A 16,283-nucleotide genomic window follows, 5' to 3' on the forward strand; every position below is an offset into this window, starting at 1 on the left:
AAGGTCCGCGGCCGCATCAGACCCATGGAGTAGATTTTGGCGCTTCCTCCTTCCGGTACCACCGACGAGGCCTTCCTTCGCGAAGTCGACGAGGAATATCGGCGCGATCAGCTGATCCGCGCCGGCCGCCGCTATGGCATCTGGATCGCGATCGGCGTGGTGGCCTTCCTGGTCGCCGTGGCCGGCTGGCTGTTCTACGACCACAGCCAGCGCACCGCTGCCGAAGCACGCGGCGAGGAATATGACGCAGCGCTCCAGCTCGCCGCGCAGAACCAGGTCGGCCAGGCCCAGCCGGCGCTCGACAAGCTGGCGCAGGGCGAGGACGGCTATGCCGCGATGGCGCGCTTTACCCAGGGCAATCTGCTGTTCCAACAGGGCGACAAGAAGGGTGCCGCGGCCAAGTTCGCCAGCATCGTCACCGATAGCAAGCTCGCCCAGCCGTTCCGCGATCTCGCGCTGGTCCGCCAGACCCAGGCGGAGTTCGACACGCTCAAGCCGCAGGACGTGATCCAGCGGCTCGGCACGCTCGCCAACCCTGATTCGCCGTGGTTCGGCACCGCGGGCGAGATGGTGGCAGCCGCCTATCTGAAATCGGGCAAGCGCGGCGAGGCCGCCAAGCTCTATCGCCAGCTCAGCGAAGCCGGCTCCCGCGTGCCGGATTCGATCCGCGAACGCACCGGCGAACTCGCCAAGACGCTTTCGGTGACGCCCACGGCGCCGACCGCTCAGACCCAGGAAAAGCAAGCTAAATGAACACGAAGGTTCGCGTTGTAACGGCAGTTGCGGCACTCGCGCTGGTGAGCGGCTGCGGCGTCTTCAAGGGCGGCGGCAGCAAGAAGACCCCCGTGCTCGGCGAGCGCGTGCCGATCCTGGTGACCGAAAACGACATCACCGCCGACAAGACGCTCGCGGGCATCGAGGTCCAGTTGCCCGAGGCGGCGGTCAACGAGAATTGGAGCCAGCCGGGTGGCAGCGCCTCCAAGGCGATGGGCCATCTTGCGCTCGGCGAAGCATTGTCGCGCGTCTGGTCCAAGCAGGTTGCCAAGCCGTCGAAGAGTCAGCGCCTCGCCGCTTCGCCGGTGATCGAAGGCAACAAGCTGTTCGTGATCGACCAGGCCGGCACCGTGCACGCCATGGCGGCCGATACCGGTTCGGAGCTGTGGAACGCCCGCACCGGCACCGGCGAGGACAAGCGCAGCCGCGGCGCGCTGTTCGGTGGCGGCGTCAGCGTTGACGGCGATCGTGTCTACGCTTCGAACGGCTTGGGCGACGTGGTCGCCCTGCAGGTCGCCGACGGCAAGGAGCTCTGGCGCAAGCGTCCCGGCGGCCCGCTGCGTGGCGCGCCGACGCTCGCCAACGGCAATGTCTATGTGGTGACGCAGGACAACCAGCTGTTCGCGCTGACCCAGGACAAGGGCGAGATTTCGTGGACGGCGACGGCCAGCCTCGAATCGCAGGGCGTGTTCGGCGTCGCCGCCCCGGCTTCGGCGCAGGGCACGGTGATCGCGGGCTTCTCCTCGGGCGAGCTCAACGCCTATCGCTACGAGAACGGCCTGTCGCTGTGGGGTGACGTGCTGACCCGCAACACCATGACCACTTCGGTCTCGTCGCTGTCGGATATCGATGCCGAGCCGGTGATCGACCAGGGCCGCGTCTATGCGCTGGGCGAGGGCGGCCGGATGGTCGCGGTGGACATCACCAGCGGCTCGACCTTGTGGGAGCAGAGCATCGGCGGCCTGGCCTCGCCCTATGCGGTCGGCGAGTGGCTGTTCGTGGTCACCGACGATGCGCGCCTACTCTGCCTGTCGCGCAGCAGCGGCAAGCCGCGCTGGATTGTTCAGCTGCAGAAGTACAAGAACGAGAAGAAGCTGAAGAACCCGGTCGCCTGGAAGGGCCCGATCGCGGCCGGCGGGCGTCTCGTGCTGATCAACACGCTGGGCCAGATCGTCTCGGTGTCGCCCAAGGACGGCAGCATCCTCTCCACCAAGGAGACCAAGGATCCGCTGTCGCTCGCGCCGGTCGTGGCCAACAGCACGCTCTACCTGCTCGACGACAAGGGCCGCCTGAGCGCCTATCGCTGAGCCTGCTGCCCCGGCCGGGTGCCGAGCAGACTATCCACAAAGGGGGCCGGGGCGCAGCGCTCCGGCCCCTCTCGTTTTTCCGGCGACTTTGCGTCGCCCTTTCGACTGCGTTAGAGAATCGATCATGCCTTTGCCCACCGTCGCCATCATCGGACGCCCCAATGTGGGCAAGTCGACGCTGTTCAACCGGCTGGTCGGAAAGCGCCTCGCGCTGGTCGACGACCAGCCCGGTGTCACCCGCGATCGCCGGGAGGGTGACGCGAACCTGCTTGGCCTCGAGTTCCGGGTGATCGACACCGCGGGCTATGAGGACGAGGATGCCGCGACGCTCCCCGGCCGCATGCGCGCGCAGACCGAAGCGGCGGTGCGCGAGGCCGACGTCTCGCTGTTCCTGATCGACGCGCGTGCGGGCGTGACTCCGCTGGACGAGGAAATCGCCCGCTGGCTGCGTTCGACCGATCGTCCGGTGGTGCTGATGGCCAACAAGGCCGAGGGCCGCGCCGGCGAGACCGGTGTGCTGGAAGCGATGGCGCTCGGCCTTGGCGATCCCATTCCCTTCTCGGCCGAGCATGGCGAAGGCGTGGCGGACCTGTTCGAGGCGCTGCTGCCGCATGTCGACCGCGACGACGAGGAGCCGGAGGAGGATCCCGAGAGCCCCGACGCGCCGCTCAAGCTGGCGATCGTCGGGCGTCCGAACGCGGGCAAGTCGACGCTGGTCAACCGCATCCTCGGCGAGGACCGGATGATCACCGGGCCCGAGGCGGGCATCACCCGCGATTCGATCTCGATCGATTACGAGTGGACCGACTTCGAGGACAAGCCGCGCAAGGTGCGGCTGGTCGACACCGCCGGGCTGCGCAAGAAGGCGCGCGTCGAGGAGAAGCTGGAGAAGCTTTCGGTCGCCGATACGCTGCGCTCGATCGACTTCGCCGAAGTCGTCGTGCTGCTGCTCGATGCGACGCGCGGGCTGGAGGTGCAGGATCTCAAGATCGCCGATCGCGTGCTGCAGGAAGGCCGTGCGCTGATTATCGCGCTCAACAAGTGGGACGTGGCGGAGAATGCCTCCAGCCTGTTCAACGGCGTGAAGGGCGCGCTGGACGAGGGGCTGGCGCAGGTGAAGGGCGTGCCGCTGCTCACCGTCTCGGCGGTGACCGGCAAGGGGATCGACACGCTGATGCGCGTGGCGTTCGAGACGCGCGAGGCCTGGTCGCGCCGCGTGTCGACCGGGCAGCTCAACCGCTGGTTCGAGCGCGCGATCGAGGCCAATCCGCCGCCCGCGCCCGGCGGCAAGCGGATCAAGCCGCGCTACGTCACCCAGAACAAGACGCGGCCGCCGAGCTTCGTGCTGTTCGGCACCCGCGTGGACCTGCTGCCGATGAGCTACCAGCGCTATCTGATCAACGGGCTGCGCCGCGAGTTCGATTTCGGCGCGGTGCCGGTGCGGCTGGTGCTCCGCGCGCCGAAGAACCCGTTCGATCGGGAGAAGGAGTGAGAGCGGGGCAGTCTATGACTTTCGCCCCCCAAGCTCCCTCCGGCATTCCCGCAAAGGCGGGAATCCATTTGCCAGGACGCTTCGGCAAGAGCCTCGACGACTCCATCAATGGATCCCCGCTTTCGCGGGGATGACGATGCGGGGCGTCGTATGCCCCCATTTGGTCGCAGCTTACTCCGCCTCGGCCGGCTTGCTGTTGAGCTGGATATAATTTTCCAGCCCCATGCGCTCGATCATGTCGAACTGGCGTTCCAGCGTGTCGACATGCTCTTCCTCGCTGTCGAGGATCTTGAGAAACAGGTCGCGGCTGACGAAGTCGCGCACGCTTTCGCAATGTTGGATCGCGTCGCGCAGCACGGCGATCGCCTCCACTTCCAGCGCCAGGTCGGCGCGGAGCAGTTCTTCCACATTCTCGCCGATGCGCAGGCGGCCGAGCAGCTGGAAATTGGGGAGGCCGTCGAGGAACAGGATGCGCTCTGCCAGCCAGTCGGCATGCTTCATCTCGTCGATTGATTCGTGCCGCTCGAATTCGGCGAGCTTCTGCACGCCCCAATGGTCGAGCATGCGATAATGCAACCAATATTGGTTGATTGCCGTCAATTCGTTCTTGAGTACTTCGTTGAGATACTCGATGACTTTAGCGTCGCCCTTCATTGCGCGAGACTCCTTTCGGAGCCGTACCTACCGCGAATGAAGTCAGAAAAAAACCGTAGAAATCAGCAGCTTTTTACTTGCGAATGTCACGCAGCCGCACGTTCTTCGGCGATGATCGCGCGGGCGAAGGGCACGCACTGGCCGCATTTGGCCTGGCAGCCGAGCGCGCGATAGGCTTGGCAGGCGCTCTGGGCGCCGGACCGCGCCGCTTCCCGTACTTCCCGTTCCCGCAGGGCATTGCAAACGCAGACGACCATCGACGATCCCTCGATTCTCTCGCTGGGAGAGATCTAGTGCGATTGCGAGCGATTCGCAAGGCTATTGCGAATGGGTTGCAGGCTGCCGCGCGCCAGACTGCGCCACAGCCATTCGAGCGGACCATAGCGGAAGACGGACAGCCAGGGCTGCGACCAGAGCAGCAGCAGCGCCCAGACGCCGAGCACTACCGGGTAGAGCTGCCAGCGCGAGAGATAGCCGAACCAACCCAGGCCATAGCCGTCGAAGAACCACACGCAGAGCAGGCTGGTCGCGAGATAGTTGGAAAAGGCCATCCGTCCTGCCGCCGCCACCCGGCGGGTCAGCCAGCCCTCGGGCCGCGCGGCGTAGAGGATCAGGCAGGCCCAGCCGAGGATCATCACCGGCCGTACCAGCCCGGGCAGCGTCACCGCCGCCATCAGCACCGCGAACAGGCTGAACTTCTCGGCGATCAGCCACGTCGCCAGCAGCGCATAGACGGGCAGGGCGATCGCCCAGCAGCGCAGCCACCAGCGGCGATAGGTCGCGCGCGGCCAGGCGCCGGCCAGCAGCCCGGTGCGCAGCGCCGCCATGCCGAACAGCATGTAGCCAAGCGTCTCCCAGCCATAGACGAGCAGCATCGCGAGGGGGCTGGTCGCATAGTCGCCGAAACGCTGGCCGACCATCCCGGCATAGTCGCCGCGATGCACCGCCAATTCCGACGCGATCCGCGAGGGCGGCGGCATCCCGAACGCGTTCACCAGCGCGGTGAACGCGCCCTGCGTCGTGTGCGGGAGCAGCGACATCCGCCAGGCATCGTGCGCGAAGGTGCCGAACAACGCGGTGCTGACCAGCACCAGCACCGTCCCCAGGCTCAGCAGCCGCGACACCGGCAGCGTGCGCAAGGGAAAGGCGAGCATGCCGACCAGTGCATAATGGGCGAGGATGTCGCCGCTCCAGACCAGCCAGAGATGCGCGAGGCCGAACACCAGCAGCCAGCCCATCCGCGCATAATGCGCCCGCGCCGGATCGCGCCCCGCCGCCGCCCCCGCATCGGTGACGATCAGCAGCGAGGCGCCGAACAGGAAGGAAAACAGCCCGCGCATCCGCCCGTCGAAGAAAAGGAAGTTGACCAGCCAGGCGGCGAGGTCCGCGCCGTGCCATCCGCCATAGGCGCGCGGGTTGAAATAGGCCGCTTCGGGCATGCCGAAGCCGACGATGTTGAGCAACAGGATGCCGAGCAGCGCGGTGCCGCGGACGAGATCGAGCGAGAGCAGGCGGGAGGAATTCGCGGGATGCACCCCCAGCGCTTAGAACCAGCTGGCGATCTGATCCATTGATTTGCGTTCGAGGGCGGCCGCCGGCACCGTCGCATCGGCCCCGGCATGGCCGGTGACGATCAGCATTACTGGCCGCTCATGTTCGGGCCGCCGGCACAGCCGGTTGAGGAAGCGCGCCGGCGTGGCGGTGTGGACCAGCGTCGCCAGCCCGGCCATGTGCAAGGTGGTGAGCAGCAGGCCGCAGGCGATGCTCACGCTCTCGACCATGTAGGGGTTCGGGAAGCGATCGGTTTCGGTCGCCTTGGTCTGGCCGAAGGCGACGATGATCCACGGCGCGACTTCGAGATAGGGCTTGTCGGCATTGGTGCCGAGGTTCTGGAGCAGCCCCTGCCATTCGCTGCCGCCGATGCCGCCGTAGAAGTTGCGCTCTTCCTCTTCCACCGCCACGCGCAGCGCCGTCTTTGCGCCGGGCGAGGAAAGCGCGGCGAAATGCCAGGGCTGGCGATTGGCGCCGCTCGGTGCGGTACCGGCTGCGGCGATCGCCGTCTCGATGATCGCGCGCGGCACCGGCGCGGCCGAAAAGCTCCGACAACTGTGGCGCGTTGCCATCCGCTCGCAAAAGGCTGCGGCGTTCGCGATCCGCGCGTCGTCCGGCAGATCGATGTCAGGAGTCCAAGGCCGCATGGAAGGTTTCATAGAGGAATTTGGAGACGAGCGTCGTCGAAGAGGCGTCGCATGTCCACCTGTGTTTTATGCGGAGACGTGCATATGTCGAGCTTTATTCGGTTGCAGGCGTAAGCCGGGGGGTTAGCTTGACCCCCGACCAGCCATCGAAAGCGCAGCGATCACGCGCCTCCCATCCGTGCGCCGCGGCGACGTCGGCGACGGTGTTCTCGCGCAGTTCGGAGGTCCCTTCCTGCTCGGGCCAGGACACCCAGCAGAAGCCGTTGCTGGCGAGCAGCTCGCGCAACGCGCCCAGTTCGCGTTCCAGGTGGTCGCGGCGCGAGGCGAACAGGTGCACGCCCTGAACGCCGTCGGTCGCGCAGCCCAGTTCCTCCAGCGCGGCGCGTTCGGGTGCGATCGCGGCGCGCACCGCCGGCGGCATGTCGTGAAACCAGACGCGCATGCCGGGCTTGAAGCCGAGCCGCGTCGCCATCGGGGTGCCAGAACATTGTTCCATCGTCGCCGCCCTCCTTGGATCAACCTACAGGATGCGGCAGATCGGCGCCAGCGGCCTTGATCGCGGTCAGGCCGGCTGCACGGCGCGGTCGATCGGGATGTTGCGCAGCTCCACCAGCGTGCCGGGGCCGGGGCGGGCGGGGGCGATCCGCAATTCGGCGTCCATGCCCTGCGCCAGGTTCCGCGCGATGCGCAGCCCCAGGCTGTCGACCGCGGCGAGGTCGAAGCCCTCCGCCACGCCCGCGCCGTCGTCGCGGATCGACAGCGACAGCCGGTCGCCCTCGGCGCAGACCTGGACCAGGATGGTGCCGGTCTCGCGATCGGCAAAGCCATGCTCGATGGCGTTGGCGATCCCCTCGGCGACGATCAGCGCCAGCGGGATGGCGCGGTCGGGCGGCAACAGCAGCGCGCTGTTCGCTTCCACCACATGGCGGATGCCGGGCTTGCCGCTGCTTTCGGCCAGGTCCTCGACCAGCGCGGTGACGAAGGCGTCGAGCGCGAGCGGTTCGCCGCGGCTGCCATATAGACGCCGTTGGATGCGGCCGATCAGCTGCAGCTTGGCCGCGGCTTCGCCGATCGCCCGCTTGGCCTCGCCATCGGCAATCCCGCGGCGCTGGAGCGCGAGCATCGCGCCCACCATCTGCAGATTGTTCGAGACGCGGTGCTGCAGCTCCTCGAATAGGATCTCGGTCCGCGCGGCCAGGCTGGCGCTGCGTTCGCGTTCCGCCATCAGCCGGGCGTTGGCAAGCTGCATCCAGTGGACGAGCAGGATGTCCACCGTCACCACGCCGGCATAGAATAGCAGCGCGACGGCGGTGCCCCGTTGCAGCGCGAAGCTGTAGAGCGGCGGGATGAAGAAGTACCAGGCGAGCAGCCCGCACAGGATCGCCGCGATGACGCCCGGGCCGCGTCCGAACAGGAAGGAGGCGAGGATCACCGCCGGGAAGAAGGTCAGGTAAGGAAAGCCCGGCGGGAAGAACGGATCGAGCACCAGCCGCAGCCACCAGGCGATCGCGCAGAAACCTACCGTGATCGCATAGGCCAGCGGTCGCCGCTTCTTGAGCAGCGGAAGATTCTCCAGCGTCCGATGATAGGAGTTCATTGCCACCCGTTGCCCCAGTCCTGCCCCGCGAACGCGGCATCGCTCCCCAGGGATCGGAGCGGCCAAGCGGGATCTCTCATCGTTCAGAAACAATGCAGACGCAAGCGTCCCGTCATCGCACCACGGTCAGTCGAACGGTCGTGCCGACGGGGACGCCGCGGCGTACCTCCAGCATGCCGCCCAGCGCTGCGGCGCGCTCGTGCATGCCCTTGAGCCCATAATGGCCCGGCCGTTCCCCGGCGGCGATGATCTCGGGAGGAATGCCGCGGCCCTGATCGTCGATCTCGATCCGCAGCCGGCCGTCGCTGCTGTTCACCCGCACCTGGGCGAGCAGCGTGCCGGCATGGCGGCGGACATTGGCAAGGGCTTCCTGCACGATCGCCAGGATCTGCTCGAGCTCCTCGGGCAGGAAACGCAGCGGCGGCCCTTCGCGGCTGACGGTGACGATCAGCCCTTCCTCTTCGAGGCAGCGGGCAAGGTCGTCGATCAGCGGCTGCGGATCGCCGGGACCGGTGATGCGGCGGAGCGCCATCACGCGGTCGCGCGCCTCCATCATCACGTCGTCGGCGCGTTCCAGCGCGCTGTCGATCAGCGTCTGCGCCCGGGAGCCCGGTTCGGTCGCATAGGCGGCGGCCTGGAAGCGCAGCATCAGCCCCTGCATGCTCTGGAGCAAAGTGTCGTGCAGCTCGCGGGCGATGCGCTCGCGCTCGGCAAGCTGGGCTTCGGCGCGAGCGCGGGTGCGGGCCAGCTGCTCGCGCAGTCGCCAGGCGTAGAGCAGCCACAGCGCGCCCGCGCCTGCGCCGATCGCCAGCAGCCGGAACCACCAGGTCTGGTAGAAATGCGGGGCGATGGTGACGGTGACGGTCGCGCCCTCGCGATTCCACACCCCGTCATTGTTGGCGGCAATCACCTGGAAGCGCCAGCTGCCGGGGCCGAGATTGGCATAATAGGCTTCGCGCGCGGTGCCTGCGTCGATCCAGCCGCGGTCGACCCCGATCAGCCGGTAGCGGAAGCGCACCCGCTCCGATTCCGCCAGGCTGAGTGCGGTATAGGCGATCCGCAGATTGGCGGTGCCGGCGGGGAGCGCGACGTCGCGCGGGTCGGCATAGCTGCGGTCGTTCGCGGTCAGCCGGAGGATCGTCACCGGCGGCGGCAGCCGGTTGTGGACGATGCGCGCGGGATCGATCCAGCCGATGCCGACATTGTCCGCCACCCAGATGCGCCCGTCGCCGCCGCGCACCGCCGTGCTCTTCTGCGCGCCCTGCTGGGCGACGCCGGGCAGGCCGTCGGCGGCGGTGAAGAGCTGGTGCTGCAGCGCTGCGTGCGGGTCCGCAAAGGCCGCATCGATCGCGGCCTTGCTGGTGCGGACCAGCCCGCGCACGCCGTTGATCCAGACGCTGCCATCGGGTGCCTGGACGATGCCGGTGATGCCGCCAAGCTCGGGCACGCGGCTGTCCGACAGCGCCCGCAGGCGCCCCTGGTCGAGCCGCGCGAGCCCGAGTTCGCCGCCGACCAGCGTGCCCGCCGGCCCCGTCGAGACCATCGCGATGCTGCCCACCCTGTCGCCGGGGATGGCGTGGAGCCCCGCCTGGTCACGTCGATACAGGCGATCCTGCCCATAGAACCAGGTGCCGCCACCAGTGCCCGAGGCGGTGTAGAGGCGGCTCGCCGGCTGGTCGGGGGTGGCCAAAGGGCGCCATCGGCCCGCGGCCAGCTGGAACACGCCGACATCCGCGACCGAGATCCACTGCGTGTCCCCTTGCCGGCCCCAGGTGGCGGCGGGCCCGGGGATTGCCGGGGCCGGTACCGTCGTGAAGCTGTCGCCATGCAGCCGCACCAGCCTGTCCTGGAGCGACACGATCAGGTCGGTGCCGTCCGCCTCGATCATGGCGATTCCCTGACCGAAGCGGCGCAGCCAGCGCAGCGGCTCGCCGGGGCGGGCGCGATAGAGATTGTGGGGGTTGGCGGCGTAGACGGTGCCGTCCTGCGTCGCTGCCAGCTCGAAGCCGCCGAGCACGGTGTCGTTGACCCGCAGCGCGGTGGCGGCGCTGACCGGTCGCAGGCGAAAAAGGCCGAGATTGGTGCCGATCCACAGATTGGCCTCATGATCCTCCAGCAACGGCACCGCGACGAGCGAGGGCAGGCCCTGCGTGGTGGTGAGGCGGGTGAAGCTGGGCGCGGCGCTGCCCGGATCGCGGGTCTGGAGCACCCCGCCGGCAAACAGCGTCCGCCACAGCGCGCCATCCCGCGTGAAGCGCATCCGATCGGCAGCGGGCGGGTGCATGCCCGGCGGCAGCGGCGCGATCCGCACCCCTGCGGCGCGGGCGCCGGTCGCGTCCGCAGGGCTTCCCGAGACCCAGATCTGCCCGTCCGGCGCGACGGCGAGGCGCACGCGGTACATGCTGCGCGCCACGGGGGCGAAGCGCGTGCTGCCGGGGCGAAGCACCCGGATGTCGGTTTCGGCGGCGACCCAGATCGCGCCGTCGCGCCCGGCAACGACGCTGGAGGCGCGGCCTGCGGGCATGCCGCGATCGGGGCCCATGCGCACGATTCCGCCCCGGCCGATGCGGAACAGGCCGCCTTCCAGGCCGGACATCGCCACCCAGATCGTCCCGTCGGACCCGCGTGCGAACTGCTCCACCACCGCATTGGGCGCACCGTAGCGCGACACCCGGTCACCCTGCAGGTGCGAGACTTGGCCGTCGAAATGGCCGATCCACAGGCTGCCGTCCGGGTCGGCGAGCAAGGCGGTGATGTTGCGCGAGGGGAAGCGGCCGAGGCGCGGTACCACCGGCTCGAAGCTGATTCCGTCGAACCGGTACAGCCCCGCGCCGGTGCCGAGATACAGGAAGCCATCGCGTGCCTGGGCGAGCGCCCAGATGTCGGGCGGGGCGCCGTCGACAAGGTGCCAGGCGCGAAGGTTGTACTGGTCGATGCTGCGCTGGGCCGGCGCCTGCGCGGGCGCGGGCGCGGGCGCGGCGGCGAGGATCGCCGGCACCAGCAGCATCGTCCAGATTCGTCTGCGCCGCATCGCTTGCCTATCGCCTCCGCGGCTTCCGTGCCCTGAGAACGTTCCCCCGGCAAGAGCTCGCGCCGAAGCGTGCGGCAGCTACCATGATCCGCATTGCACGGCACGCGGGGAGCATATAGCCTCGCTCGGCCAGCACACGGGAAGACTCGCCATGACGCTCGTGACGACCCCCTTGGATCGATTTTCGGTGATCAGCACCGGCAACGGCCCGGCCCGCGCGCTTTCCGCCTTGTTCGGCGCGCCGCTGCGTGCCGATGCGCATCTCGATTATTCAGAAGCGACGGTGCGCCAGCGCAGCCTGTGGGCCGCGAAGCTCGACTCGGCGATCCTCCATGCCGAACGGCCGGTGCTGCTGATGGCGAACGGCGCGAGCTGCTTCGCCGCGACCTGGTGGGCCCGGCTCTGGCCGCGCGACTATATTACCCGCGTGGCCGGCGCGCTGCTGATCGATCCGATCGCAGGGGAGGGCGATGCTGCGCATTTTGCCTCGCCCAGGATCAAGCTGCCCTTCCCCTCGCTGCTGCTGAGCGGCGACACGCCCGATACGGCAGTGAGCGAACGGGTCCAGGCGCTGGCAACGGGCTGGGGCAGCGCGGTGGGCGGCATGCCCCAGCTGCCGCATGCCCGCCGCAGTGGCAGCCACTGGCAGGGCGCCCGCGATCTCGTGCTGCGGATGACCGCGGGAATCGTCGAGCGCCGCGCCCAGACCGCCGACGCGCTGGCGGCGGTGCTGGCGCCCGAGCAGGACTGAAGGTCGCGCTCAATCCCTTTTGGAGAGGGGGCGGCGCTGGTCGAGGTCGAATTCGTCGCCATGGCTGAGCACGTGCAGGCGGACGTCGTGCATCGATAGCGTCCGCTCCGGGCTGGCCTCGGCGATGTTCGAGCGGGTGACGCCCGAGCCGTCGACGATATAGACCGCGCCGGCCCCGGCGACGCGGAAGCAGCAGCCTTCCAGCACGATCGCGGTATCCTCGTCGATGCCGATGCCGAGCACGCGCGGGTTCTGCGCCACCGCGCCGAGCAGCCGGCCGATGCGACCGCGCTCGGCGAAATGCTGGTCGATGATCACGTCGCGCACCAGCCCGAGGCCGGGCGCCATGTGGAGGTCGCCGATGCGGTGCGATTCGGCGCTGGAGCCCTTCACCAGCATCGTCTCGCTCATCACCGACGCGCCCGCCGAGGTGCCTGCGATCACGCCGCCGCGCGCGTGGATGTCGCGCACCATTCGCTCGACCGGGGTGTCGCCGATCTGGCTGGAGATGCGCAGCTGGTCGCCGCCGGTGAAGAAGATGCCCGCGGCATCGTCGAACACCGATTGCGTCTCCTGCTCCAGCGTCTCGCCGCGTTCGTGGACATAGAGCTCGACCAGATTGTCGACGCCCAGCGCCCCGAACGCCTTCTGGTAGGTGCTGAAATAGCCGTCGGGCTGGTGGCTGGCGACGGTGGCGATGACGAGCTTGCCGCCGTTCACCCGCTGCGCGACCTCCTTGAGGATGGTCTTGTCGCCTTCCTTGTCTTCGTGGCCGCCGATGATGATGAGCGGTCCGCCGGAGTCAGTCATGCAGCAAGTCCTTCAATTCGTCGCGGTGAACGCCCGCGCGCGGGGCATCGAGCCCGTGGGAATGGAGTGCCAGCGCGAAATGATCGCTGTTATGGGCAATGCCGAAGGCGCCCGAGCGCTCCACGACGATCGCGCCCGCCTCGCCGCCGACCCGGCTAAGCCGCGCTATGGCATGCTCCGCCGCCTCGCCGGCCGAGCCGCCGCGTTCGAGCGCGTGCATCACTTGCGCGGCGAGCATCGTCCGCAGGATCGCCTCGCCATCGCCGGAAAAGGCGCAGCCGCCCAGCGTGTCGTCGGCATAGAGGCCCGCACCGGGAACGGGGGAATCGCCGATCCGGCCGGGATGCTTGCCCGGCAGCCCGCCGGTGGAGGTCGCCGCGGCGATCGCGCCAGTGGTGTCGATCGCAACGCAGCCGACGGTGTCGTGTGCCTTGCTGTTCTCCGAGGCGAGCGCCTCCGGAGAGAGCATGGTCTCGGCCTCGACGAGTTCGATGCCGTTGTCCGCCGCAAACCGTTCCGCGCCCTCGCCGGCGAGCAACACCGGGCGGGCGGGGAGCATCGCCCGGGCGACGCTCACCGGATTTCGGACGCGCCGCACGCCCGCAACGCCGCCCAGCGCAAGCTCCGTACCTTCCATCAATGCTGCGTCCATCTCGACGGTGCCGTCGCTGGTGAGCACCGATCCAAAGCCGGCGTTGAACACCGGATCGTCCTCCAGCACCCGCACTGCCGCCTCGGCCGCGAGCACGGCGCTGCCGCCCGCGCGCAGCACTGCCGCACCTGCTTCGGCGGCGGCGGCGGTCCCGGCGCGGTTGCGATCGTGGAGCGCCGGATCGATCGTCTTGGCGCCGCCATGGACGAGGATCGCCCAGCGTGTTGCTTCAGGCATGCAGCTTCTCCCGAACCGCCGCTTCCGGCCGGAAGGCGAGGATTCGGTCCCACACCGCCTGGATCGCGCTGGGCATGATCACCAGCAGGTCGCCGGGGCGCCCCAGTTGCAGCACCATGTCCACCGCCTCCAACTCGTCGACGATGCGGTGCACCTGCTCGGGCCGCATGCCCGCCGCCATCGCGCCTTCGGACATCAGCCCGTTGGTCTCGCCGCGCGGGCGGCCACGGCCGTCGGGCGCCTCGCGGAATACGATCTCGTCGAAGATCGCGCCGGCAAGCTGGCCCATTTCGACGATGTCGCAGTCGCGCCGGTCGCCAGGGATGCTCACCATGCCGATCACCCGGTGGTAGCGCCCGCGCATCCGCTCGATCACCTGGCCCAGCGCCTGCAGCCCGGCGGGGTTGTGCGCATAGTCGAGGATGTGGCGGCGGCCATGCGCATCGTGGAGGTTGAGCCGGCCCGGCGAATCCTCGAACGAGATGCTGAAGGCGCTCAGCCCGTCGCGGATCGTCTCGATCGACAGCCGCTGCGCCGCGCACATCGCAATGGCGGCAAGCGCATTGGCGATGTTGAAATCGGCGATGCCTCCGAGCGTCGCGGGAATGTCGGCGGCGGCCATCACCTCGATGCGCTCGCCGTCGCGGTGGAGGACGATGCAGCCGCCATAACTGCCGGGCTCGCGCACCACCGCCATGCCGCCCTCGGCGATATGGTGGCGGAGGTGGCCGGACAGGTCCGAACCGCCGTTCAGCGAGAACCAGACGATCGTGCCCCGCGCATGGCGGGAGATGCGGTGGCACATCGGATCGTCGGCGTTGAGCACCGAATGGCCCCGGCGCGCGACGCTCTCCACCACCACGCCTTTCACCTGGGCGAGTTCCTCGATCGTATCGATGCCCTTGATCCCGAGATGGTCTGCGGTGACGTTGAGCACCGCGCCGACATCGGCGCCGTCGAAGCCCAGCCCTTCGCGCAGGATGCCGCCGCGTGCCGTCTCCAGCACCGCGACGTCGACCGCCGGGTTGCGCAGCACGGTGCGCGCGCTCTTCGGCCCGCTGGCATCGGCTTCGGCCATCAGATGGCCGTTGAAATAGATGCCGCTGGTGGTGGTCATGCCCACATTCCTGCCGGCGTGGCAGAGGATGCGCGCGACCATCCGGGCGGTGGTCGACTTGCCGTTGGTGCCGGTGATCGCGAAGATCGGGATGCGGCTGCGACGCCCCCGCGGGAACAGCATGTCGATGACCGGCGTGGCGACGTCGCGCGGGGTACCACTGGAGGGCTCCAGATGCATGCGGAAGCCCGGTGCCGCGTTGACCTCGACGATGCCGCCGCCGGTCTCGCGCACCGGGCGGGCAATATCGGGCGAGAGGAAGTCGATCCCGCACACGTCGAGCCCGACCACCGCCGCCGCCTGCTCGGCGATAGCGCGATTGGCAGGGTGGATCGCGTCGGTCCGGTCGACCGCGGTGCCGCCGGTCGAGAGGTTCGCGGTGTCGCGCAGGATTACCTGCTCGCCGGCCATCGGGATCGTCGCGGGGGTGCGGTCGCTCTTCTCCAGCAGCGCCAGCATTGCCTCGTCGATGATAATACGGGTCAGGACATTCTCATGGCCGAAGCCTCGGCGGGGGTCCTGGTTGAGGTCGTCGATCAGCTGGGCGATCGAATGGAAGCCGTCGCCGATCACCTGCGCGGGCACGCGCTCGGCCACCGCGACCAACTTGCCGTTCACCACCAGGATGCGGTGGTCGTTGCCCGGCACCTGCTGCTCGACGATCACGCGGCGGCCATGCTGGAGCGCGAGTTCGAAGGCGGTGCGCAGCGCCTCCTCGTCGGCGATGCCGGTAGTGACGCCGCGGCCGTGATTGCCGTCCAGCGGCTTGACCACCACCGGCCAGCGCAGACGCCTGGCCTCGGCGAGGGCTTCCTCGACCCGGCGCACGACCACACCGCGCGGGACCGGCAGCCCGGCCTCGGCGAGCAGCTGCTTGGTCATTGCCTTGTTGCCCGCGATGTCGACCGCGATCTGCGCGGTGTCGCCGGTGATGCTGGCGCGGATTCGCTTCTGGCGGCTGCCATGGCCGAACTGGATCAGGCTCTGCTCGTTGAGCCGCGCGACGGGGATGCCGCGCCGCTCGGCTGCCTCGACCAGCGCGCGGGTGGTGGGCCCCAAGGCGCTGGTTTTGAGGATTGCCTGCAGCGACGCGATGATCGCGCGGACGTCCTGAGGCGCGTCGAGCGGCGCCACACCCAGCAGCTGAAGACCTTCCACCTTGCGCAGAGGCTCCGGCAGCAGATCGGCGACCAGCCGGATCGCGGCGAGGCCGGCGGCGAGGGCCAGCGTCTCGTCGCGATAGGTGTAGAGGATGTTGTAGACGCCCGGCCGGTCCTTCACCGAGCGGGTCTTGCCGCGCGTCACGCGCGATCCGGCGAGCGTCTGCAGCTCCAGCGCGACATGCTCGATGATGTGACCCATCCAGGTGCCCTCGCGCAGCCGCTCGACGAAGCCGCCGGGGCGCTGGTAGCTGCAGCCATGCACGCCCAGGCCGGGGAGGAGGGCGAGCAGTGCGTCGGTGAAGCCCGGCAGCTTGTCGCTCGGCCATTGCTCCAGATCGCGCAGATCGATCTGGATGCGGATCATCGGGCGCGTGCTGAACAGATGCGGCCCGCGATAGACGCTCCGCTCGAGCACCCGCAACCCGTTCGCCGAAGCCGGGCGCACGAAATCGGCCGGCTGCACCAACGCTGTCATAGTGGACCTCTAGAAGGGACGCCGA

Annotated in this window: 14 protein-coding genes; 4 read left to right on the forward strand and 10 right to left on the reverse strand. The window is 68.7% G+C overall.

Going from position 1 to position 16,283, the window contains the following annotated elements; translation table 11 throughout:
- Positions 1-36 precede the first annotated feature (36 nt).
- From GGR89_RS13505 to der, 3 genes are all read left to right on the forward strand, one after another.
- Entirely contained in the window at positions 37-753 is a 717-nt protein-coding gene (locus GGR89_RS13505) for a tetratricopeptide repeat protein (RefSeq protein WP_125976512.1), read from the forward strand.
- Complete coding sequence (locus tag GGR89_RS13510; RefSeq protein WP_125976514.1) at positions 750-2,081, forward strand: outer membrane protein assembly factor BamB family protein; 1,332 nt, start codon at positions 750-752, stop codon at positions 2,079-2,081. The genes GGR89_RS13505 and GGR89_RS13510 overlap by 4 nt, the downstream gene beginning before the upstream one ends.
- 124 nt (positions 2,082-2,205) lie before the next feature.
- On the forward strand, positions 2,206-3,573 hold the full coding sequence (der, locus tag GGR89_RS13515) for a ribosome biogenesis GTPase Der (RefSeq protein ID WP_164521770.1): 1,368 nt from the start codon (positions 2,206-2,208) through the stop codon (positions 3,571-3,573).
- Between the two features lie 171 nt (positions 3,574-3,744).
- On the opposite strand, the gene bfr is transcribed toward der, so the two are convergent.
- The 7 genes from bfr to GGR89_RS13550 form a co-directional block, all read right to left on the reverse strand.
- The gene (gene bfr / locus GGR89_RS13520) at positions 3,745-4,227 is read right to left on the reverse strand and encodes a bacterioferritin (RefSeq protein WP_125976516.1); all 483 of its coding nucleotides are present in this window, start codon (positions 4,225-4,227) and stop codon (positions 3,745-3,747) included.
- Between the two features lie 86 nt (positions 4,228-4,313).
- Positions 4,314-4,484 (reverse strand): (2Fe-2S)-binding protein, encoded by a 171-nt coding sequence (locus GGR89_RS13525; protein WP_010545522.1) that lies wholly within the window; start codon positions 4,482-4,484, stop codon positions 4,314-4,316.
- A 33-nt stretch (positions 4,485-4,517) separates the two neighbouring features.
- Positions 4,518-5,762 carry a DUF418 domain-containing protein gene (locus GGR89_RS13530; RefSeq protein ID WP_241217977.1) on the reverse strand — a complete coding sequence of 415 codons (1,245 nt, stop codon included), beginning with the start codon at positions 5,760-5,762 and terminating at the stop codon, positions 4,518-4,520.
- Positions 5,763-5,771: 9 nt separating this feature from the next.
- Positions 5,772-6,425 (reverse strand): nitroreductase family protein, encoded by a 654-nt coding sequence (locus tag GGR89_RS13535; RefSeq protein ID WP_241213434.1) that lies wholly within the window; start codon positions 6,423-6,425, stop codon positions 5,772-5,774.
- A 94-nt stretch (positions 6,426-6,519) separates the two neighbouring features.
- Positions 6,520-6,921, reverse strand: coding sequence for a DUF3052 family protein (locus tag GGR89_RS13540; RefSeq protein WP_125976520.1), 402 nt, complete (start codon positions 6,919-6,921; stop codon positions 6,520-6,522).
- Between the two features lie 66 nt (positions 6,922-6,987).
- Positions 6,988-8,022 (reverse strand): sensor histidine kinase, encoded by a 1,035-nt coding sequence (locus tag GGR89_RS13545; RefSeq protein WP_164521771.1) that lies wholly within the window; start codon positions 8,020-8,022, stop codon positions 6,988-6,990.
- Positions 8,023-8,134: 112 nt separating this feature from the next.
- On the reverse strand, positions 8,135-11,053 hold the full coding sequence (locus GGR89_RS13550; protein WP_125976522.1) for a sensor histidine kinase: 2,919 nt from the start codon (positions 11,051-11,053) through the stop codon (positions 8,135-8,137).
- A gap of 151 nt (positions 11,054-11,204) precedes the next feature.
- Between GGR89_RS13550 and GGR89_RS13555 the strand changes: the two genes are divergently transcribed.
- Positions 11,205-11,804 (forward strand): alpha/beta hydrolase, encoded by a 600-nt coding sequence (locus tag GGR89_RS13555; RefSeq protein ID WP_125976524.1) that lies wholly within the window; start codon positions 11,205-11,207, stop codon positions 11,802-11,804.
- Between the two features lie 9 nt (positions 11,805-11,813).
- Here GGR89_RS13555 and GGR89_RS13560 read toward each other — a convergent pair whose 3' ends face one another.
- Genes GGR89_RS13560 through cphA form a run of 3 tightly spaced genes read right to left on the reverse strand, consistent with a single transcriptional unit; the run spans position 11,814 to position 16,258 of the window.
- Positions 11,814-12,614: a cyanophycinase gene (locus GGR89_RS13560; RefSeq protein WP_125976526.1), complete on the reverse strand. Its 801-nt coding sequence runs from the start codon at positions 12,612-12,614 to the stop codon at positions 11,814-11,816.
- Positions 12,607-13,503: an isoaspartyl peptidase/L-asparaginase family protein gene (locus tag GGR89_RS13565; protein ID WP_125976528.1), complete on the reverse strand. Its 897-nt coding sequence runs from the start codon at positions 13,501-13,503 to the stop codon at positions 12,607-12,609. The genes GGR89_RS13560 and GGR89_RS13565 overlap by 8 nt, the downstream gene beginning before the upstream one ends.
- Positions 13,496-16,258: a cyanophycin synthetase gene (cphA, locus tag GGR89_RS13570; RefSeq protein ID WP_167712976.1), complete on the reverse strand. Its 2,763-nt coding sequence runs from the start codon at positions 16,256-16,258 to the stop codon at positions 13,496-13,498. The genes GGR89_RS13565 and cphA overlap by 8 nt, the downstream gene beginning before the upstream one ends.
- Positions 16,259-16,283: the final 25 nt, after the last annotated feature.

Source organism: Sphingomonas trueperi (assembly GCF_011927635.1).
Lineage (GTDB): Bacteria > Pseudomonadota > Alphaproteobacteria > Sphingomonadales > Sphingomonadaceae > Sphingomonas > Sphingomonas trueperi.